Here is a 19,097-nt window from a genome sequence, read left to right as displayed (position 1 = left end):
AGCCGTCGCACATCCCCGATCCCCACAGCGGTCATGTCGAATCCAGCCGGTGACGGAAGAAGTAGGGGGGCCGGGCCGTCGCACAGGGCGGCGGCCCGGCAGCGCCCCTAGCCGACCCCTCCCCGGAGACCGCCATGACCGTGCTGCCCAGCGCCCCGCCCCTCGCCTCCTCGCCCCCCGCCGGCCCGGTGGAACCCGCCTACCGCGTCTCCCTCGCGACCGGCCCGCAGGACGTACGCGCCGCCCAGCGCCTGCGTCACCTGGTGTTCGCCGGAGAGCTCGGAGCCCGGCTGGAGGGAACCGAGCCCGGCCTGGACAGCGACGCCTTCGACGCCCACTGCGACCACCTCCTGGTCCGCGAGACGGCCACCGGGGACGTCGTCGCCACCTATCGACTGCTGCCGCCGGACCGCGCCCGTAGAGCCGGACGGCTCTACGCGGAGGGCGAGTTCGACCTCCGGCGGCTCGCGCCGATCCGCCACGACCTCGTCGAGGTCGGCCGCTCCTGCGTCCACCCCGCACACCGCGACGGCGCCGTCATCGCCCTCGTCTGGGCCGGACTCGCCCGTTACATGGAACGCACCGGCCACACCTGGCTCGCCGGCTGCTGCTCGCTGCCGCTGGCCGACGGCGGGGCGCTCGCCGCCCGGAGCTGGAACACCGTCCGCGCCTCCCACCTCGCGCCCGAGGAGTACTGGGTCACCCCGCACCGCCTCTGGGACTCCTCCGGGCACGGTGAGGACGCAGGCACCCGCAAGGAGCTCCCGCCGCTGCTGCGCGGCTACCTCCGTCTCGGCGCCTGGGTCTGCGGAGCCCCGGCCCACGACCCCGACTTCAACGTCGCCGACCTGTACGTCCTGCTCTCGCTGCGCCGTACCGACCCCCGCTATCTGCGCCACTTCCTCTCCCTCGACCCCCTGCGATGAGCGCCCGCCCTCCCGCCGCGCGAAGCGCCTGGCTGCCCGCAGCGCCCTGCACCCCCGGCGGATGCGCCCGGCACGCCGGGGCGGTGCGCGCCCCGCTGCCCGCCGCCCTCCTGCTGCTGGCCGGCTGCACGCTGACCCTGGTCGGCGCGCTCCTCGCCCCGCTCGCCGCGCTGCTCGGGGCCCCCGCGCGCCGATGGCTGGCACGGGGCTGGGCGCGCGCCGTGCTCCGGGCCTTCGGCGTACGCGTGTCCCTACGGGGCCGCCCGGCCCAGCCCCCCACGGGCGGAGAGCTGGTCGTCGCCAACCACGTCTCCTGGCTCGACGTCCCGCTCATCGCCTCCGTGCTGCCCGGCCGCATGCTCGCCAAGAGCGAGATCGGCCGCTGGCCCGTACTCGGTCCGCTGGCCGCGCTCGGCGGCACCCTGTTCATCGACCGCGAACGCCTGCGCGCTCTGCCCACCGCCGTCCGGACCATCGCCGGAGCTCTGCGCTCGGGCTCCCGGGTGGTGGTGTTCCCCGAGGGCAGCACCTGGTGCGGGCGAGGGACCGGGGGCGTTTTCCGGCCCGCCGTGTTCCAGGCCGCCATCGACGCGGGCGCGACCGTACGGCCGGTCCGCATCGCCTACCGCACCGCGTCCGGGGCCGGCCAGCGGCCCGCCCGCGCCGTCGCGTTCGTCGGGGACGATCCGCTGGCCGCCTCCCTGTGGCGGGTGGTGCGGGCCGCCGGGCTCACCGCCGAGGCCGACGTCCTCGCCCCGATCCCCGCCCACGGCGAACCCGGCCGCCGGGCCCTGGCCCGCACCGCCCGCGCGGCCGTCCTGGGAGGCGGCGGCCGACCCGGTCAGACGGCCGTCGCCAGTGACAGGGCGAACCGGTCGGCCGAGTCCGTCCACCACTGAGCCAGCCTCAGCCCCGCCGCGGCCAGCTCCTCGCGCACGTCCTCCTGCCGGAACTTCGCCGACACCTCCGTACGCAGCTCCTCGCCGCTCTCGAACGGCACCACCAGGTCCAGTTCCCGGATCTTCACGTTCAGCGCCCGCCGGGCGCGCAGCCGCATCTCCATCCAGCGCTCCTCCCGGTTCCACACCGCCACGTGGTCGAAGTCGTCCAGAGGGAAGTCCGCTCCCAGCTCACGGTTGACGACGTTCAACACGTTCTTGTTGAAGGCGGCCGTCACGTGGGCCGCGTCGTCGTACGCGGCCACCAGCGTGGCCTCCTCCTTCACCAGGTCCGTGCCGAGGAGCAGCGCGTCGCCGGGGGACAGCAGCGAGCGCACCGATCGCAGGAACGTCGTCCGCTCCCGCGGCAGCAGATTGCCGATCGTGCCGCCCAGGAACACCACCAGCCGCGGCCCGGGCGACCCCGGCAGGGCCAGACCCCCCGTGAAGTCCGCGACCAGTGCGTGCACCGACAGCTCCGGGCGCTCGGCGAGCAGCGCCTCGGCCGCGCCGCTCAACGCGCTCTCGCTCACATCGACGGGCACGTAGGTGTGAAGCTCCGGCAGTGCGTCCAGCAGATGGCGGGTCTTCTCCGACGAGCCCGACCCCAGCTCGATGACGGTCCGCGCTCCGGACGCGGCGGCGATCTCCTCGGCGCGCTCCTGAAGGATCTCCCGCTCCGCGCGGGTCGGGTAGTACTCGGGCAGTCGGGTGATCTCCTCGAACAGCTCGCTGCCGCGGGCGTCGTAGAACCACTTCGGCGGCAGGGTCTTGGGACGACCGGTCAGACCGCTGAGGACGTCGGCGCGCAGCGCCGCGTCGGTCGCGTCCGCCGGCAGGGTGCGGGTCAGCTGGAAGGGACTCACGCTGAGGGCTCCTTGAGCGGGGTGAGCAGGACGTCTGCGGAGGTCGCGACCAGCAGGGTGCGGTCGGGGACCTCGCGCCAGAGCGGGTCGTCGTCGTAGGGCTCCGAGGCGACCGCGGTGGAGCCGCCCGGCGCCGACAGGTACCACAGGCTGTCGCCCCAGGCGGTGGCGGTGATCGTGACGCCGTCCGTGAGCAGCAGGTTGAGCCGGGAGCCGGGCGCAGCCGCCGCGACGTCGCGGACGGTCTCGGCGACGGCACGCGGCACTTCGTCCCCGGCGGCGACCCGGTGGCGCACCAGCGCCCAGACCAGTGCGGAGTCGTTGCGGGCGGCCAGCGACAGGAGTTCCTCCGCGGGCAGCGCGGCGGCGGCCGCCGCGAGCGACCCGGGCCAGCCGCGCACCATGCCGTTGTGGCTGAACAGGAGGCGTCCGGCGGCGAACGGCGCGGCCGCGGCCTCCCCGTCGGCCCCCGCCTCTGTGGCGTCGCGTACGGCGGCGAGCAGGGCGCTGCTGCGCACCACCCGGGCCAGGTCGAGGAACGTCTGGTCGCCCCATACGGGCCCCGGGCGCCGGTACCGCCCGGGTACCGGGTCGCCCTCCGCGTACCAGCCCACGCCGAAGCCGTCCGCGTTGACCGTGCCGTACCGCTGGCGGCGTGGCGCCCATGACTGCCGCACCAGTGAGTGCGCCGGTTCGAGGAGAAGCTCGCCGAGCGCCGTCGGCCTTCCGACGTACGCGATGTGACGGCACATCAGGCATCCCTCGCAGTCCGGAACCCGGCGAAGATCTGCCGGCGCACGGGGAGGTCCCAGTTGCGGAACGTGCCCCTGCACGCGACCCGGTCCACGGCGAACGAGCCGCCCCGCAGGACCTTGTGTCCCGGACCGAAGAAGACGTCCGAGTACTCGCGGTAGGGGAACGCCACGAACCCCGGGTAGGGCAGGAAATCGCTCGCCGTCCACTCCCACACGTCACCGATCAACTGCCCCACGCCCAAGGGGGTCCGGCCCTGCGGATAAGCCCCGGCCCGCGCCGGACGCAGATGGCGCTGGCCCAGGTTGGCCCGCTCGGGCGTCGGGTCCTCGTCGCCCCACGGGTAGCGGCGGGAGCGGCCGGAGACCGGGTCGTGGCGGGCTGCCTTCTCCCACTCGCTCTCCGTGGGCAGCCGCCGCCCCGCCCAGCGGGCGTAGGCGTCCGCCTCGTACCAGCTGACGTGCAGCACCGGCTCGTCGTCCGGCACCGACTCGGTCACCCCGAAGCGGCGACGCAGCCACTGCCCCGCTTCCCGGCGCCAGAACAGCGGTGCGGTCAGGTCGTGTTCACGGACCATGGCCCAGCCCTCCGGCGCCCACCAGCGTGCGTCGGCGTAGCCGCCGTCCTCGACGAAGCGCAGGTACGCCCCGCAGTTGACCGGGGAGGTGTCCAGGTGGAAGGCGGCCACGTCCCGGCGGTGCGCGGGCCGCTCGTTGTCCAGCGCCCACGGCTCGGTGGACGTGCCCATGGTGAAGGGCCCCCCGGGGACGAGGACTTCGGAGGGGAGCGCACCGGTCGCCTCGGGCGGGGGCGGGTCGGCGGCGGTGAGCGCCGCCGGGCCCGCACGGAGTTGGTGGGTGATCAGCATCGTCTCGTCGTGCTGCTGCTCATGCTGGGCGATCATCCCGAAGGCGAACCCGGCCCGCTCCAGCGGCCGTCCGCCTTCGTGCAGCGGCGTGCGCTCCAGGAGGTCCAACGCCCGGCCCCGCACGTCGCGGGCGTAGCGCCGTGCCTCTGCGGGCGCCAGCAGCGGTAGCGAGGGGCGGGAGGCGCGAGGGTGCTCGAAGGCGTCGTACAGCCCGTCGATCTCCGGACGCATGGCCTCCTGGCCGCCGACCGCGCGCAGCAGCCACTGCTCCTCCTGGTTGCCGACGTGCGCCAGGTCCCAGACCAGCGGGGACATCAACGGGGAGTGCTGGGCGGTCAGTTCGTCGTCGTCCACACTGTCGGTGAGCGCGGTCGTGCGTGCGCGTGCCCGCTCCAGGGCATCGAAGGCGCTTCGTCGCAGCGCCTGCGGATCGACGCCGGGTGGGGCCGGCAAGCCCGTGGCTGCGGGCCCCGCGGACCGGGCCGGGTCGAAGGCGTCCGAGTGCTCACGGTGCTCGGTCATGCGGAAGCCGCCTTTCCGGGGTGCGGCGGGCCGGGGGCCGGGCCCGCGGGCCCGGCCTGCGGAACGGGCGGCAGACCGGCGGCGGTCAGCAGCCCTCCGCCGGCCGGTTCGCCCGGTTCGGGCTGGTCGTCGGCCGGACAGCGCCCCCGGGCCACATAGCGGTCGGCGAAGACGGCCACGGCCTGGCGTACGGCCTCGCTCGCGCCCATCCGCTCCAGTGCCGGCAGCGCGGCGTCGAAGCAGGCGGTGGCAGCGGCACGCAGCTCCGGGTCCGTGAGGCCCTCGCGGGCGGCCGCCGTCCAGAGCGGGTTGCGCGGGGCCGCGGACGCCCCCGCCGTCTCGGCCAGCGGTTTCACCGTGCGGTACACGCTCTCGGCGGCCTCCGGGTCGTCGAACAGGGCGGTGGCGACGGCGACCGGCACCAGCCATCCGTCGGGGCCGCTCTGCGCGTCGATCATGCGCAGTTCGAGGTGACCGCGCGGCCGGACCGGGGGGAACAGCGTCGTGAGGTGATAGTCGAGATCGGCCCGGACCGGCGGGCGGGGGACACCGGTGCGCATCCACTCCCGGAAGGTGAGACCCCGCGGCACGTCCCAGGGGCCCTCTTCGCGCCGGATGCACATCACCGGCGTGTCCAGCACATGCGCGGCCCAGGCCTCGCGCGGGGCCCGCCCGCCGGGCGGCGCCAGCGTCCTGACCGGGTCGAGGTCCGTCCACAGGGCCTGCCGGGTGGAGCGCCACCCGCTCCTGCGGCCCTGGCGGAACGGCGAATTCGCGAACGACGCGACCAGCACCGCCCCCAACAGGTGCGCGAGCTGCCAGCGCCGACCGTAGCCCAGCGGCCCCGGCTCCTCCTCGCCCGCGTCCAGGCAGACCTGGACCGACGCGGAGGTGCACATCATGGCCCGTCCGGCCGGGCCCGAACGGTCGAGCGCCGCCTCCATCGCCTCGTACCGGGGCTCTCGCAGCCTGCGGCGGGGCCGCTGCCACGGATCGACGCCGAGCCCCGCCGCCGTGAGCCCCGCCTCCGCCAGCGAGGCCCGGACCGCGGCCAGGTCGGCGGCGGTGGTTCTGACGCACTCCATCAGTGATCCGGCCGGCTGTGAGCTGAGCTCCAACTGCCCGCCGGGCTCGAACGTCAGCGATGCGCTGAGCGGCAGCGCGCGGACCGCCGCGACAGCGCTGTCGAGCCGCTCCTGCGTGATCGGGAGGTCAGGGCGCGCCCGGTCGTGAATGAGCCATTCGAGTTCCACACCGACGCTGCGGGGCGGCCCGGTCTTGAAACAGATGCCGCGCAGTAGATCCTCCGCCGCGCCCTCGGCGAGCGGGGCGGCGTCCGGGCGCGAGCCCGTTGCGCCGGGAATGTCCGGGGGCATGTGGGGCCTCCTTCTCAGCTGCGTACCTACCACCAAAACCCGTACCCCGAGATCGCACAAGGGTGCCGCCGGGGCGGCGAAACCGGCTCGCGCCCCGGCGGGGACACGAGCAGCGTGCCCCGTATGCACCACACGGGGGCGGGCCGGGGAGCGCGCGGCCGCGGGGGATCGCGCGGCAGGTCCCGGACGGGCGTCGAGGCCGGGTGCTGTGGCGACGCCGCAGGTCAGAGCGTGTCCACCGCGGGGTTGCGGCTCCGGCCCCCGCGGAGCTGCTCGCGTCGAACGCGGCGCCTTCCGCACCGACCGGGGTGGCCCGCTCGCCCGTGGCGCCGGCCAACCCAGCGCCGGCCCAGGCCGCTCCCCGGACGCCCCGTGCACGGTGGGCTCCCTCGCCTCGCCGGCGCCGGGGCGGCCCGCCGACAGGCCCCGCAGGACGACCGCCGCATCGCGCCGAGCGGGTGCCTGCGGTCGCGGCCGCACCTTCGTGCGAGCTCCGTCGGCCCCGGTCAGCTCCAGCCGTAGAGCTCCCGCAGCCGCCCGGCCACCCGGTCGAAGCGCTCCCGGTCCAGCGCGCACGCCTCCCGGCGCATCCCGTCCTCGTGAACCCGCATGACCCGCTCCAGGCCGGCCCAGGACGGCCGCCCCGAGCTGTCCCACGGGCCCGCCCCCAGCGGTTCCCACTCGCTGTCCCCCTCGTGCTGCTTGCTGGTGAGCTGGACGGCGAGCAGCGTGCCCGCCGGCTCCCGGGCCACGACCAGCACCGGACGGTCCTTGCCGCGCCCGTCGTCCTCCTCGAACGGCACCCAGGTCCAGACGATCTCGCCCGGGTCCGGGGCGCCGTCGCGGTCGGGGGCGTAGGAGGTGCGGACCGGGCCCACGTCGTGCGGATCGGCCTGCTCGGTGGCCGCCGGACCGCTGCTGCCGGGGATCTCGGGCGGGCTGTCGGAGCGGAATGCGCTGTGGTGGAACGTCATCGCAACACCGTAGAACCTCCACCGGCCGAATCCGGGAGCGGGGCCGACGGAGCCGGCACGCGGGGCGGGGTTCTGGCCACCGCCGCCGGACCCGCGGACCCCGGGCCGCGACCCCGTCCCACCGGTCTGGAAGACTGCCGCACGCCATGAGCCAGTTACCGAAGCAGCCCGCCGAAGTCTCCGTTCCGACCAGCGCCGATGTCGCGCGCCTCGCCGGAGTGTCCCGGGCCACCGTGTCGTACGTACTGAACAACAACGCCTCCGTCCGGATCAGCGAACCCACTCGGCGCCGGGTCAGGGAGGCAGCCCTCCAGCTGGGGTACGTTCCGCACGCGGCCGCCCGCAGCCTGCGTGCCGGACACAGCCGCATGGTGCTGCTGCCCTCCGGACACATACCGGCGGGACCGATGCACCAGTACCTCTTCGAGGAACTCCAGGCGGGGCTGCGCCGTCTGGACTACACCGTCGTCCAGTACGGCAGCGTCGGTCTCAGCGCCGACGAGGCCGCCACGGCCTGGGCCGAACTGCGGCCCGTCGCCGTCGTCGTGCCGCCGGGCATCTCCCTCACCCGGCACGGCACCGGTATCCTCACCCGCTCCGGAGCCAAGGCGGTGATCACCCTGGGCCCCGAACCCGTGGACGGCGCCCACGGCCTGGTCATGGACCAACGCCGGGTCGGCCGCACCGCGGTGGAACACCTGCTGGCCCGCGGTCGCCGACGCATCGGGGTCGTCATGCCCCAGGAGCCCGGCCGTGCGCCGTTCTCCGAACCCCGCCTCGCCGGGGCGCGCCGGGCCGCCGAACCGGCGGGGGCCCGCGTCCGTCCGTTGCCGCTGCGCTACGAGGAGGAGTCCGCCGCCCAGTTGGCGGCCCGCTGGCCGGAGCTGGGGCTGGACGCGGTGTTCGCGTACAACGACGAGTACGCCATGCTGCTGATGCGGGCTCTCCAGGACGCGGGGGTGCCCGTGCCCGCGCACACCGCGGTGATCGGCGCGGACGACTCCCTCCTAGGCAGGCTGCTGCGTCCCCGGCTGAGCACCGTCCGCATGGAACTCGCGGTGCCGCAGCCCCTGGCCGAGACGATCGACCGCATGGTCCAGCACCCGGGCGGGTCGCCGTTCCACCACGACCTGCTCCGCACCAGCGCCGTGCACCGCGAATCCAGCTGAGCGTCCCGGCGCGGCGTGCGGGACGCGCGGCGGATGTCTAGCGTCGGAGGCATGAGCCATCCGCAGAACTACGAACTGCTCCTGATCCCCGACCACAGCAGGACCCGGGCGGGAGCACCCGGCCGGCCGATCCGCTCGGCGGTCGTCGCCGCCACCGGCGAGACGGGCGCCTCGGGGTACCCCCGGTACGCGGGCGACGGCATGGAGGCGGACATCGACCCGCAGACCCGGACGGTGGAGGCCGTGCTCATCGACGGCGAGGAACTGGACTACGGCATGTCCGTACGCGTCGCCGGGGGCGCCGGGCCGGCCTCCTGACAGGGGCCCGCCGCCAGGGGCCCGCGGGCGCGCCGGAAGGCCGGGCACGACTGAGGGGCCCCGGCCGGGGCCCCTCGCCTCGACCGCGTGCCGGTCGTGGGGCTACGGGGTTTCCGGCTGTCCCTGGTCGGCCCCGGCGGCCCGCTGCTGCTCCTCGACGGACTTGCGGACCTCCTCCATGTCCAGGTTCCGGGCCTGTCCGATGACGTCCTCCAGGGCGGACTCGGGCAGTGCGCCCGGCTGTGCGAACACCGCCACGTTCTCGCGGACGATCATCAGCGTCGGGATGGACTGGATCTCGAAGGCCGCCGCCAGCTCCTGCTGTGCCTCGGTGTCGACCTTGGCGAAGACCAGGTCGGGGTGGCGCTCGGAGGCCGCGTCGTAGACCGGCGCGAACTGCCGGCAGGGTCCGCACCAGGAAGCCCAGAAGTCGATCAGGACGAAGTCGTTCTCGCTCACGACCTGATCGAAGTTTTCCTTGGTGAGCTCTACGGTGCTCATACTTCAGATACCTCTTCCTGTGCCCGTACGGATCTGTCCGGCACAACGGTGACTGGCTTTGCGCTATTCCGCCTGCCCATGTGGCCGGTGCGCACACGCGCGAGGACACTGTTTCCATGACTGATGCAGGCAGGACCTCGGAGTACGACGTCGTGGTCATCGGCGCAGGTCCGGTGGGCGAGAACGTGGCCGACCGGGCCCGCGCCGCCGGGCTCTCGGCGGCGGTGGTGGAATCCGAACTGATCGGCGGCGAATGCTCCTACTGGGCGTGCATGCCGAGCAAGGCACTGCTGCGCCCCGTCGTCGCCCGCGCCGACGCCCGCCGCGTCCCCGGGCTGCGGGACGCGGTGCGGGGCCCCCTGGACGTCCAGGCCGTCCTGGCCCACCGGGACGACGAGGCGAGCCACTGGAAGGACGATGGCCAGGTCGCCTGGCTGGAGAGCATCGGCGCGGACGTCCACCGCGGTACGGGACGGCTCACCGGTCCCCGGGAGGTCTCCGTCACCGCGCCCGACGGCACGGAGTACCGGCTCAACGCGCGGCACGCCGTCGCGGTCTGCACCGGCAGCCGGGCCGTCGTCCCCGACCTCCCGGGGATCGCCGGGGCCCGCCCCTGGACCAGCCGCGAGGCCACCAGCGCCAAGGAGGCGCCGGGCCGGCTCGTCGTCGTCGGCGGGGGAGTGGTGGGCGTGGAGATGGCGACCGCCTGGCAGGCGCTGGGCTCGCGGGTGACGTTGCTGGTCCGCAGCGGTCTGCTCCCCCGGATGGAGCCGTTCGCGGGCGAGCTGGTCGCGGAGGCGCTGACGGAGGCCGGGGCCCTCGTCCGCACCGGAGTCTCCGTCACCTCCGTGCACCGCCCGACGCCCGACGGGCCGGTGACCGTGGAACTGGACGACGGCGACCGGATCGAGGCCGACGAGGTCCTCTTCGCCACGGGGCGGGCACCGCGCACCGACGACCTGGGCCTGGAGACGGTCGGCCTGGAACCGGGCGCCTGGATCACCGTGGACGACAGCTGCCGTGTCGAGGGCACGGAGTGGCTGTACGCGGTCGGTGACGTCAACCACCGCGCCCTCCTCACCCACCAGGGCAAGTACCAGGCCCGTATCGCGGGCGCCGCGATCGCCGCCCGCGCCCAGGGGAGGCCGAGCCCGGACACCGGCCGCTGGGGCGCCCACGCGGCCACCGCCGACCAAGTCGCCGTCCCCCAGGTCGTGTTCACCGACCCCGAGGCCGCGTCCGTCGGCCTCACTCTCGCCGAGGCCGAACGGGCGGGCCACCGCGTCCGCGCGGTCGACCACGACCTCGCCTCGGTCGCCGGCGCCGGCCTCTACGCGGACGGCTACCGGGGCCGGGCCAGAATGGTCGTGGACCTGGACCGCGAGATTCTGCTCGGCGTCACCTTCGTCGGCCCGGGCGTCGGCGAGCTCCTGCACTCGGCGACGATCGCGGTGGCGGGCGAGGTCCCGATCGACCGACTGTGGCACGCGGTCCCGGCGTTTCCGACCATCAGCGAGGTCTGGCTGCGGCTGCTGGAGACGTACCGCGGCTGAGAGCCGGCGGCGGGCCGACGCCTGGTCGGGGGCGTTGGAGCACCAGAACAATACGTGTCCCTTTTCGTGTTATTTGGGGTGAATGTGGGCATCGGCCCGTAGGTTGGGGAGAAACGCCACCCGAGTGGCGTCCTGTGCCCCCCGACCCGCCACCGGGCGGGGGCCGGGCGGCCGCCGTAACGCCGCCACCGGCCTCCCCGCGCCGCAGGTCACCACCGAGGAGAAAGGCAGGGCAGGTGAACGTGCTGGGGATCATCGCCACCGGTATGGCCGCGCTGGTCATCACGGTCGTACTCGCCAAGGCCGCCCGCCGTGCGGCGTACCGCCCCCAGGAGCCGCACGGACCCGAAGGGCGCGCGCCGCGAGGCCGAGTGCTGCGCCACGCGGGCGGTGCGGCGGTCGCACTCGGCGTCGGCGCGGCGACCGGCGCCGCCGTGTGGCTCGGCGCGGCCGACGACTCCGCCGGATCGGTCCTTGGGGTGCTCGCCGGGGCCGCGCTCGTCGCCCTCCTCGGGCTCGTCCACGACCTGAAGCCGCTGTGGACCGCCCTGCGCCTCGCCGTTCAGACGGCCGCCGCGGTCCTCGTCGTCTGCTTCGCCGGGCTGTCCCCGGCAGCCGCCGCCCTCGCCGTCGTCTGGATCGTCCTCGTCACGAACGCGTTCGCCCTGCTGGACCACTCCGGCGGGGTCCTGGCCGCCGTCGGCGTCGTCACGGCCGCCGGGCTGTTCGTCTGCGCCACCCTCTACGGCGGCCGCCCGCCCGCCCTGCTCCCGGCCGCACTGGAGGCGAGCCTCGTCGGCCTCCTGCTCCACTGCCGGCGCCCCGCACGCCTGTGCCTGGGTTCCTGCGGGGCCCAGTTCACCGGATTCGTGCTGGCCTCCTCCGGTGCGCTGATCCAGGCGGCGGCTCCGCCCGGACGCGCCGCATGGGCGGCGCTGCCGGTCCTGGCGACCGTGGCCCTGGCCGACGCGGCCCTCGTCGTGGTCTCCCGCCGCCGCGCCGCCCGCCCCCTGCTGCGCGGCGCGGACGACCACATCGCGCACCGGCTGCGCCGCCTCCGTGTGACCGCGCCGGGGACGGCGATCCTCCTGGCGCTGTGGGCCGGTGTGCCCGTGCTGGCCGGGACGCTGGTGTACGCGCAGCTGCTGCACCCCGCGCTGCTCCTCGTGCCGCTGGCGGGCACGGCGGCCGCGGTGTTCGGCCTGCTGAGGGTCCCGGTGTACGCGGCGCCGTCCCGCCCGTCCGCCCGGCGCGCGCCGACGGGGCGACGCACCGGCCCCCCGGACCGGGCGGCGATGTCCAGGCCGGTCGTCGAGCGCCCCGCGTGGAGCAGGCCCTTCGCGCCCCGGGCCGTCGCGCCCGCTGCCGCGGGGCCTGCGAAGGCCGCCCTGCGCAGGACCGGTGCGGGGGGCGGGCGGACCGCGCCCGGCGTCCCGGTCGAGAGGAGCCCCGGCGCGGTGGGCCCCTCCGGCCCGGTCCCCGCGAGGACCGCCGCCGGGCGACCGACGGTGCCACCGCCGCCGACCGGCCGCACCACCGCACCGGTCGCCGCGGAGCGGAGCTGACCTCCGATCACCCGTGCCGGCGGTCGAGAGCGGCACGGGCCGCGGTGCGCGCGTACGGGGAGACCATCAGCCAAGGCGCCCACGGCCAGGTGTGCCGCAGGCAGTAGGACCACCACTGGCGGGGCGGCAGCTCCCGCACGGACGTCACCCGGCGCAGCGCCTCCCGGACCCCGATCCCCGGTTCCCGCGACCGATCAGGGCCCGGCGTGTCCGCGCACACGCCGATGTGCCCGGGGGCGACGAACGCGGGCACGCCGGCCCGCCGGGCGCGCCGCCCGTGGTCGTAGTCGCCCAGCCGGTGCGGGAAGGCCTTGTGCGGGTCCCCGACCCGTTCGTACACGGCACGGGAGAGCAGGACCACCCGCCCGTCGTACGTGTCGCAGGGCTCGAACCGCCGTACGGCGGGCCGCACGAGCGTCAGGGACCTGCCGCGCCGGCCGGAGTACACCGTCTCCCCGTCGGCACCGCGCACCGCACCCACGACGACCGCGTCGGGACCGGCCTCAGCTTCCGTCCGCAACAGCGTCACCAGGGCGTCCGGGACGAGTTCGACGCCGTCGTCGAGCCACAGCTGATGCGTCCACGGGTGGCTCTGCCCGCCGGGCGCGCCGTGGACCGGGCCCCCGCCGCCGCCCCCGCTGCGGCTGTTGCGGCTCGCGACGCGCAGTGCCTGGTCGCGGGTGGTGTCCGGGCCCATTGACATGACTTCGACCGCCGGGTACCACGCCCGGACCGCCTCCGGCGTACCGTCGGTGCTGCCGGTGTCGACCAGATGCACGCCGAGCGTCGCGCCGGCGGGCAGCCCCCGCTGCTCGTCCAGGGCGCGCAGCGCCGACAGCGTGCGCGCGCGGCGGTCGTGGCTCGTCATCAGCACGGCCAGATGGAAGGAGTGCACAGCGGGGCTCCTCGACTCATCACTTCTCATCATTCATGCATAAAGTCTGATATTCCGCATAGGCTGGGTGGGTGAGCGCCCCTCAGAAGACGCAGCCGTTCCGGCCCATGGGCGGCTCCGTCGCCCCGCGCCGGTCCGGCCGTCTCGTGCCGGTGATCGCGTTCCTGCTGGCCGCGCTGAGCGTGACGACGGTCGCGCTGACCGCGACCGCCCGGGGCACCGTCGCCTCGCCCGGCTTCTACCAGGCCGTTCTGGAGGAGGAGTCGGCGTACGACCGGCTCTACAGGGAGGTGCTCGTCGACCCGGAGCTCTCACCCGTCACCCGCGACCTGCTGGCGCACCTGCCGGTGCCCGAGGCGCTGGTGACGTCCAACATCAAGGTCGTGCTGCCGCCCGACACCGTGCGAGCCCTCACCGACCAGCAGATCCACGCGGTGACCGCCTACGTGCGCGGTGAGAGCGACGAGCTGCGGCTGACCGTGGACATGGCCCCGGTGCTGGAGAACCTCGGCGACCTGGCCCGCGTCTACTTCGGCGACCTCGTGGCCAACCTCCAGGGCCGCGAACGGCCGGACTTCGACCGGTTCACCGACGACCTCGACGCCGCGCTCGACGCCCTGGCGGAGGGCCGGGCGCCCACGCTGCCCACCCTGCCGCTCACCGACGACCAGGCAGAGCAGGCCGCCGACGTCCTGCTCGCGGCCGCCCCCGCGCGGGAACGGCCCGCGCTGCGGCCCGAGGTCGAGGTGGCGCTGGCGCAGGGAGACGTGTGGACCGCCCTGGCCGTCACCGTGTCGGCCGTCCTGTCCGACGGGTCACGGGGCGCGGCGGCCGGCCTCCGCGCCACTCTCGAGGGCGGTACGTGGGATCTCACGGACACCCTGCGCCTCGCCGGGAACGACCTCGCCGCCCTGGAGCGCGCCCGCGACTACGTCAGACTCCTCACCCTGCTCCAGACGCTCGCCGCCGCCCTCGCCCTGGCCGCCCTCGCGGTGCTGTGGCACACCGGCCCCGCCGCTTCGGGCCGAGGGCTGATGCGGCTGGGGCAGGCGCTCGCCTGCGGGGGCGTCCTGACCGCCGTCGTCGCCCTGGCGGTGCATCCGGTCACCGGGGGGCGTTTCCTCACCACGCCGGCCTCCTGGCCGCCGAGCGTCACCGCGCTCCTCGACGACCTCCAGCGAAACGCGGTGGACCAGACGGTGGCCACCGGCCTGGGAGCCGCCCTCACGGCCCTCGCCGGAGGCGCGCTCCTCGCCTGCGTCGGGTGGGTGATCCTGGTACGCCCCGGTCTGCCGCCGGCCCCGGCCGCCGTGCGCGCGGTGGGCGCGGGCGTGGTCTGCGCCGCACTGGCGGGCGTGCTGATCGTCCCGCCCGTGTTCGGGCCCTCCGCGCCCCGCCCCTGCCTGGGCAGCAGCCGGCTGTGCGACCTGCGCTACGACGAAGCCGCCTACCTCACCTCGCACAACGCCATGGCCACCACCGCCGACCGGTTCATCGGCCCCCTCCAGGACCCCGACATCACCGCCCAGCTCAACACCGGCGTCCGGGCCCTCCAACTCGACACCTACCGCTGGGAGAGCCCCCAGGAGATCGCCGCGCGGCTCGACAGCCCGGAGTTCACCCCCGAGCAGCGCCGCCTGATCTCCGGAGCCGTCGACCGGGCCAACCCCCCGCGTGAGGGCCTCTGGCTCTGCCACAGCGTCTGCCGCGCCGGGGCGATCGAGCTGGTCCCGGCCCTGGAGGAGATCGGCGACTGGCTGCGCGCGCACCCCACCGAGATCGTCACGCTCATCATCCAGGACGACATCAGCCCCGAGGACACCGAGAAGGCGTTCCACGCGGCGGGCCTCGACGCACTCCTGCACGCTCCGCCCGACGATCCGCACCAGCCCTGGCCCACGTTGGAGGAGATGATCGACAGCGGACGCCGACTCGTGGTGTTCGCGGAGAAGGCCGACGGCCCGGCTCCCTGGTACCGCAACTTCTACCGGTACGCGATGGAGACCCCGTTCACGTTCCGGACCCCGTCCGAGATGACCTGCGAGCCGAACCGGGGCGGCGGGGGCAAACAGCTCTTCCTGCTCAACCACTTCATCACGAACGGAGGTGGCAGCCGTCTGGACGCGGGCCGCGTCAACGCCCGGGACTGGGTCCTGGACCGGGCCCTCACCTGCGAGGAGCGACGCGGCAGCCCGGTCAACTTCATCGCCGTCGACTACTCGACGGTCGGGGACGTGCTCGGGGCGGTGAACGAACTGAACGCCCGCCGGACGGAGAAGTGACGCCCCGCAGCGGCTGCCCGAGAGGCGACCGCTCGCAAGGGGCCTGCCCCCGGCGGGCGTTCGGGCGCGACCGGCCGGGGCGGGCTGTGCCGAGAGGCCCCTGAGCCGACCGGAGGCAGCCCGGCCCGGCCGTGAGAGGCTACGGTTCCCAGCGGCTCCGCACCGCGCGGACGGAGCCGGACGACTGCCGACAGATCGGGAACCAGCGCCCATGACTGCTCCGAGAGACCCGGCACCGCAGGGTGTTCCCGCCGTTCCGTCCCCCGGGCGCCGGCCGCGGGACGCGGGCCGCCTGCTGGCCGTGAGCGATCTGCACGCGGCGGTCACCGACAACCGGCCCCTCGTGGAGTCCCTGCGGCCCGGCGGCGACGCGGACTGGCTGATCGTCGCGGGCGACGTGGCCGAGCGTCCCGAGGACATCCGCTGGGCGCTCGGACTCCTCGCGGAACGCTTCGCCCATGTGATCTGGACCCCCGGCAACCACGAGCTGTGGGCCCTGGACAAGGACCCGGTCAAGCTGCGCGGACAAGCCCGCTACACCCACCTCGTGGAGATGTGCCGCGGCCTGGGAGTGACCACTCCGGAGGACCCCTTCCCGCTCTGGCCGGGCCCCGGAGGACCGGTGGCGGTGGCGCCGCTCTTCCTCCTGTACGACTACACCTTCCGTGCCCCGGGCACCCGCACGAAGGAGGAGTCCCTGGCCGTCGCGCACACGTCGGGCATCGTCTGCAACGACGAGTACCTCCTGCACCCGGACCCCTATCCCACCCGCGACGACTGGTGTCGTGCCCGGGTCGCCCTCACCGAGCGCAGGCTCATGGAGCACGACCCGAAGATCCCCCTCGTCCTCGCCGGACACTGGCCGCTCGTACGGGAGCCCACGTCGATCATGTGGTACCCGGAGTTCGCCCAGTGGTGCGGCACCGAGCTCACCGCTGACTGGCACCGCCGCTTCAACGTCGAGGCCGTGGTCTACGGCCACCTCCACATCCCCCGCACGACCTGGTACGACGGGGTGCGCTTCGAGGAGGTCTCCATCGGGTACCCCCGGGAGTGGCGCGAGCGGGGACACCCGCGCGGCCTGCTGCGTCAGATCCTGCCGTACGAGGGCGAGCCCGCCCCGCCGGACCCGGCCGGCACCGCGTCGGCCGCGCGGCCGCACACCACCGGAGGTGACGCGTGATCGAGCGGCTGCTGCCCTCCGACGTCTCCTGTGCGGCCACCCGCGCCGAGAGCGTGCCGGACGGAAGCCTCTTCCCCGAGGAGGAGGCGCTCATAGCCAACAGCGTGGCCAAGCGCAGGAACGAGTTCGCGACAGCGCGCGCCTGCGCCCGCCGGGCCATGGCCGGGCTCGGCCTGCCCCCGGTCGCCGTGCTCCGCGGCCACCGGGGGAGACCGCTGTGGCCCGAGGGCGTCGTGGGCAGCATCACCCACTGCGACGGCTACCGGGCGGCCGCGCTGGCCCGTGCCGAGGACGTGCTGTCGCTCGGCATCGACGCCGAGCCGCACGCACCGCTCCCCGCCGGCGTGAGGGAGTTGGTGACGCTGCCCGCCGAACGCGATCGGATCGGCCCGCCCGCGCCGGAGGAGCCGGGCGCGATCCACTGGGACCGCGTCCTGTTCAGCGCCAAGGAGAGCGTCTTCAAGACCTGGTACCCGCTCACCCGCACCGAACTCGCCTTCGTCGAGGCGGAGGTGGCCTTCTGCCGGGCCGACGGCGGCGCGGCGGGCGACGGGCGGCCGGACAGCCCGGCCGGCCCCGGCGGCCAGGCGGCCGAGGCGATCCAGGGGACCTTCACCGCCCGGCTGCTGCGCACAGACCCCAGGGCGCCGACGACGTTGGAGGGCCGTTGGCGGATCGAGGGGGGCACGGTGGCCACGGCCGTGCTGGTCCGGCCCGACCGGCGCGACGTCCTCGCCGGGTGACGGCCGGCCGCGTTCCCTCCTGACGCGGTAGCCGTGACGGGTGGGCCGGCCCCTCGCGCCCGCGGGCCGTGGCGCCGAGCTTCCAGCACCTTCCCGCGCAGCTCACAGCCCGGCGCGGCCGGTCGCCCTGCGGAGGGGCGGGCTGCTCAGGAGCGGCCGGCGTCCGGCCCGAAGTCACCGGCGAAGGCGGCGGCCATCCGCAGGTGCGGCGCCGCGTCGGCGCCCCGTCCCTGGCGCTCCAGCGTCCGGCCCAGCATGAGCCGCGCATAGCTCTCCACCGGGTCCAGCTCCAGGATGGCGCGCAGCTCCTGCTCCGCCTTGCCCAGCCGGGCCGAGTGGTAGTAGGAGCGCGCCAGCAGCAGCCGGGGCGCGACCTGCCGCGGGGCCTCCTCGACGAGCCCGCCCGCGATCCGGGCGGCCGTCAGGTACTCCTTGGCCTCGAAGAACATCTGCGCCCGCTCCCAACGCTCGGCGGCCGTGCCGAACTCGTAGTAGGTCTCGTCCACGTCTCCTCCTTCATGGGGCGCGGGCTGCCACCGGCCCGCCCTGCTGGCTGTCCAGCCGCGACAACACCGCATAGTGGTTGAACATTCCAGTAAACCGTGGGCGTGGGGCCCGGCATTCCACGACCTCACCGCCGTAGGTTGAGCACCATGAGCAATCTCGATCCCCGGGCCACGCCTTCCCTCTGCGGAGGGCGAGGTTTCGTCGTCGCCGAGCCGGTCCGTGAACTACTCGCCCCCCGCCGCGTCCAGCTGGGAGAGTCCACCGAGGTCCGCCGGCTCCTCCCCAACCTGGGCCGGCGCATGGTCGGGGCCTGGGCCTTCGTCGACCACTACGGTCCTGACGACATCGCCGACGAACCCGGGATGCAGGTGCCGCCGCACCCCCACATGGGCCTCCAGACCGTCAGCTGGCTCCACGACGGGGAGGTCCTCCACCGGGACAGCCTGGGCAGCCTGCAGACGGTGCGCCCCCGCGAGCTGGGCCTGATGACGTCGGGCCGCGCCATCAGCCACTCCGAGGAGAGCCCGAAGCCGCACGCCCGCCTGCTGCACGGCGCCCAGCTCTGGGTCGCCCTCCCCGACGCGCACCGGGACGTCGAACCGCACTTCCAGCACCACACGGACCTGCCCACCGTCACCGCACCCGGCCTCACGGCCACCGTCATCCTCGGAGAACTGGACGGAACGGCCTCGCCCGGCACCGCGTACACCCCCATCGTCGGGGCGGATGTGGAGCTGGCCGCCGGCGCGGGGGCCCGCCTGCCGCTGGACCCCGACCACGAGTACGCCGTCCTGTCGATGTCGGGCGAGACCGAGGTCGACGGCGTCCCCGTCCTGCCCGGCTCGATGCTGTACCTCGGCTGCGGCCGTACCGAGCTGCCGCTCCGTGGCGTCTCCGACGCCGGCCTGATGCTTCTGGGCGGCGAACCGTTCGAGGAGGAGATCGTGATGTTCTGGAACTTCATCGGGCGGTCCCACGAGGAGATCGCCCAGGCCCGGGAGGACTGGACGAGCGGGACCAGGTTCGGCGAGGTGAAAGGTTACGACGGAGGCCGCCTGCCCGCCCCCGCACTGCCGCCCACGGCGTTGAAACCGCGGGGTCGGGTGCGCTGAGCTGGGGATGCAGGTCGCACTGACGTAGGCGTGCCGCCGCGGTGGC

General features: G+C 74.8%; 18 protein-coding genes. 10 read left to right on the top strand and 8 right to left on the bottom strand.

Annotation, left to right across the window (positions count from 1 at the left end):
- The first annotated feature begins 134 nt into the window (after window positions 1-134).
- A complete protein-coding gene (locus V9U70_RS21585) occupies window positions 135-926 on the top strand; it encodes a GNAT family N-acetyltransferase (protein WP_336677642.1) in 792 nt (263 codons plus the stop codon).
- Complete coding sequence (locus tag V9U70_RS21580) at window positions 923-1,825, top strand: lysophospholipid acyltransferase family protein (protein ID WP_336677640.1); 903 nt, start codon at window positions 923-925, stop codon at window positions 1,823-1,825. Before V9U70_RS21585 ends, V9U70_RS21580 begins: the two co-directional genes overlap by 4 nt.
- Here V9U70_RS21580 and egtD read toward each other — a convergent pair.
- The 5 genes from egtD to V9U70_RS21555 all read right to left on the bottom strand — a co-directional run bounded on the left by egtD (window position 1,768) and on the right by V9U70_RS21555 (window position 7,223).
- Entirely contained in the window at window positions 1,768-2,730 is a 963-nt protein-coding gene (gene egtD, locus V9U70_RS21575; protein ID WP_336677638.1) for an L-histidine N(alpha)-methyltransferase, read from the bottom strand. The two genes, V9U70_RS21580 and egtD, sit on opposite strands and share 58 nt — an antisense overlap.
- The gene (gene egtC / locus V9U70_RS21570; protein ID WP_336677636.1) at window positions 2,727-3,482 is read right to left on the bottom strand and encodes an ergothioneine biosynthesis protein EgtC; all 756 of its coding nucleotides are present in this window, start codon (window positions 3,480-3,482) and stop codon (window positions 2,727-2,729) included. The genes egtD and egtC overlap by 4 nt, the downstream gene beginning before the upstream one ends.
- Window positions 3,482-4,873, bottom strand: coding sequence for an ergothioneine biosynthesis protein EgtB (gene egtB, locus V9U70_RS21565; RefSeq protein ID WP_336677634.1), 1,392 nt, complete (start codon window positions 4,871-4,873; stop codon window positions 3,482-3,484). The genes egtC and egtB overlap by 1 nt, the downstream gene beginning before the upstream one ends.
- Window positions 4,870-6,249 carry an ergothioneine biosynthesis glutamate--cysteine ligase EgtA gene (gene egtA, locus V9U70_RS21560; protein ID WP_336677632.1) on the bottom strand — a complete coding sequence of 460 codons (1,380 nt, stop codon included), beginning with the start codon at window positions 6,247-6,249 and terminating at the stop codon, window positions 4,870-4,872. The genes egtB and egtA overlap by 4 nt, the downstream gene beginning before the upstream one ends.
- A gap of 506 nt (window positions 6,250-6,755) precedes the next feature.
- Window positions 6,756-7,223, bottom strand: a complete 468-nt coding sequence (locus V9U70_RS21555; protein WP_336677630.1) for a type II toxin-antitoxin system PemK/MazF family toxin — start codon at window positions 7,221-7,223, stop codon at window positions 6,756-6,758.
- A gap of 146 nt (window positions 7,224-7,369) precedes the next feature.
- On the opposite strand from V9U70_RS21555, the gene V9U70_RS21550 reads away from it, so the two are divergent.
- Together V9U70_RS21550 and V9U70_RS21545 are read left to right on the top strand one after the other, a co-directional pair.
- A complete protein-coding gene (locus V9U70_RS21550; RefSeq protein ID WP_336677629.1) occupies window positions 7,370-8,392 on the top strand; it encodes a LacI family DNA-binding transcriptional regulator in 1,023 nt (340 codons plus the stop codon).
- Between the two features lie 51 nt (window positions 8,393-8,443).
- Entirely contained in the window at window positions 8,444-8,710 is a 267-nt protein-coding gene (locus tag V9U70_RS21545; protein ID WP_336677628.1) for a hypothetical protein, read from the top strand.
- 102 nt (window positions 8,711-8,812) lie between these two features.
- On the opposite strand, the gene trxA is transcribed toward V9U70_RS21545, so the two are convergent.
- A complete protein-coding gene (gene trxA / locus V9U70_RS21540; RefSeq protein ID WP_336677627.1) occupies window positions 8,813-9,211 on the bottom strand; it encodes a thioredoxin in 399 nt (132 codons plus the stop codon).
- A gap of 116 nt (window positions 9,212-9,327) precedes the next feature.
- On the opposite strand from trxA, the gene V9U70_RS21535 reads away from it, so the two are divergent.
- Window positions 9,328-10,764: a dihydrolipoyl dehydrogenase family protein gene (locus V9U70_RS21535; protein WP_336677626.1), complete on the top strand. Its 1,437-nt coding sequence runs from the start codon at window positions 9,328-9,330 to the stop codon at window positions 10,762-10,764.
- Between the two features lie 236 nt (window positions 10,765-11,000).
- The gene (locus V9U70_RS21530) at window positions 11,001-12,329 is read left to right on the top strand and encodes an MraY family glycosyltransferase (RefSeq protein ID WP_336677624.1); all 1,329 of its coding nucleotides are present in this window, start codon (window positions 11,001-11,003) and stop codon (window positions 12,327-12,329) included.
- A 7-nt stretch (window positions 12,330-12,336) separates the two neighbouring features.
- Here the strand turns inward: V9U70_RS21530 and V9U70_RS21525 are convergent, their stop codons facing one another.
- The gene (locus V9U70_RS21525) at window positions 12,337-13,224 is read right to left on the bottom strand and encodes a glycosyltransferase family 2 protein (protein ID WP_336677623.1); all 888 of its coding nucleotides are present in this window, start codon (window positions 13,222-13,224) and stop codon (window positions 12,337-12,339) included.
- A gap of 107 nt (window positions 13,225-13,331) precedes the next feature.
- Between V9U70_RS21525 and V9U70_RS21520 the strand changes: the two genes are divergently transcribed.
- From V9U70_RS21520 to V9U70_RS21510, 3 genes are all read left to right on the top strand, one after another.
- On the top strand, window positions 13,332-15,506 hold the full coding sequence (locus V9U70_RS21520; RefSeq protein WP_336677716.1) for a phosphoinositide-specific phospholipase C-related protein: 2,175 nt from the start codon (window positions 13,332-13,334) through the stop codon (window positions 15,504-15,506).
- A gap of 211 nt (window positions 15,507-15,717) precedes the next feature.
- Window positions 15,718-16,689: a metallophosphoesterase family protein gene (locus tag V9U70_RS21515; RefSeq protein WP_336677621.1), complete on the top strand. Its 972-nt coding sequence runs from the start codon at window positions 15,718-15,720 to the stop codon at window positions 16,687-16,689.
- A complete protein-coding gene (locus V9U70_RS21510) occupies window positions 16,686-17,432 on the top strand; it encodes a 4'-phosphopantetheinyl transferase family protein (protein WP_336677620.1) in 747 nt (248 codons plus the stop codon). Before V9U70_RS21515 ends, V9U70_RS21510 begins: the two co-directional genes overlap by 4 nt.
- A gap of 146 nt (window positions 17,433-17,578) precedes the next feature.
- Here V9U70_RS21510 and V9U70_RS21505 read toward each other — a convergent pair whose 3' ends face one another.
- A complete protein-coding gene (locus V9U70_RS21505) occupies window positions 17,579-17,938 on the bottom strand; it encodes a tetratricopeptide repeat protein (protein ID WP_336677618.1) in 360 nt (119 codons plus the stop codon).
- 147 nt (window positions 17,939-18,085) lie between these two features.
- Here V9U70_RS21505 and V9U70_RS21500 point away from each other — a divergent pair, with 147 nt between their 5' ends.
- On the top strand, window positions 18,086-19,051 hold the full coding sequence (locus V9U70_RS21500; protein WP_336677616.1) for a pirin family protein: 966 nt from the start codon (window positions 18,086-18,088) through the stop codon (window positions 19,049-19,051).
- The last annotated feature ends 46 nt before the right edge of the window (window positions 19,052-19,097 follow it).

The organism is Streptomyces pratensis, assembly GCF_037137275.1.
GTDB lineage: Bacteria > Actinomycetota > Actinomycetes > Streptomycetales > Streptomycetaceae > Streptomyces > Streptomyces pratensis_B.
This window is presented reverse-complemented; position numbering and strand designations above follow the sequence as displayed.

Bases quoted from the DNA above. Each gene is read 5' to 3' on its own strand.
- V9U70_RS21585 (WP_336677642.1), top strand. From the start codon at position 135: ATGACCGTGCTGCCCAGCGCCCCGCCCCTCGCCTCCTCGCCCCCCGCC.
- V9U70_RS21580 (WP_336677640.1), top strand. From the start codon at position 923: ATGAGCGCCCGCCCTCCCGCCGCGCGAAGCGCCTGGCTGCCCGCAGCG.
- egtC (WP_336677636.1), bottom strand. From the start codon at position 3,482: ATGTGCCGTCACATCGCGTACGTCGGAAGGCCGACGGCGCTCGGCGAG.
- egtB (WP_336677634.1), bottom strand. From the start codon at position 4,873: ATGACCGAGCACCGTGAGCACTCGGACGCCTTCGACCCGGCCCGGTCC.
- egtA (WP_336677632.1), bottom strand. From the start codon at position 6,249: ATGCCCCCGGACATTCCCGGCGCAACGGGCTCGCGCCCGGACGCCGCC.
- V9U70_RS21555 (WP_336677630.1), bottom strand. From the start codon at position 7,223: ATGACGTTCCACCACAGCGCATTCCGCTCCGACAGCCCGCCCGAGATC.
- V9U70_RS21550 (WP_336677629.1), top strand. From the start codon at position 7,370: ATGAGCCAGTTACCGAAGCAGCCCGCCGAAGTCTCCGTTCCGACCAGC.
- V9U70_RS21545 (WP_336677628.1), top strand. From the start codon at position 8,444: ATGAGCCATCCGCAGAACTACGAACTGCTCCTGATCCCCGACCACAGC.
- trxA (WP_336677627.1), bottom strand. From the start codon at position 9,211: ATGAGCACCGTAGAGCTCACCAAGGAAAACTTCGATCAGGTCGTGAGC.
- V9U70_RS21535 (WP_336677626.1), top strand. From the start codon at position 9,328: ATGACTGATGCAGGCAGGACCTCGGAGTACGACGTCGTGGTCATCGGC.
- V9U70_RS21520 (WP_336677716.1), top strand. From the start codon at position 13,332: ATGGGCGGCTCCGTCGCCCCGCGCCGGTCCGGCCGTCTCGTGCCGGTG.
- V9U70_RS21515 (WP_336677621.1), top strand. From the start codon at position 15,718: ATGACTGCTCCGAGAGACCCGGCACCGCAGGGTGTTCCCGCCGTTCCG.
- V9U70_RS21500 (WP_336677616.1), top strand. From the start codon at position 18,086: ATGAGCAATCTCGATCCCCGGGCCACGCCTTCCCTCTGCGGAGGGCGA.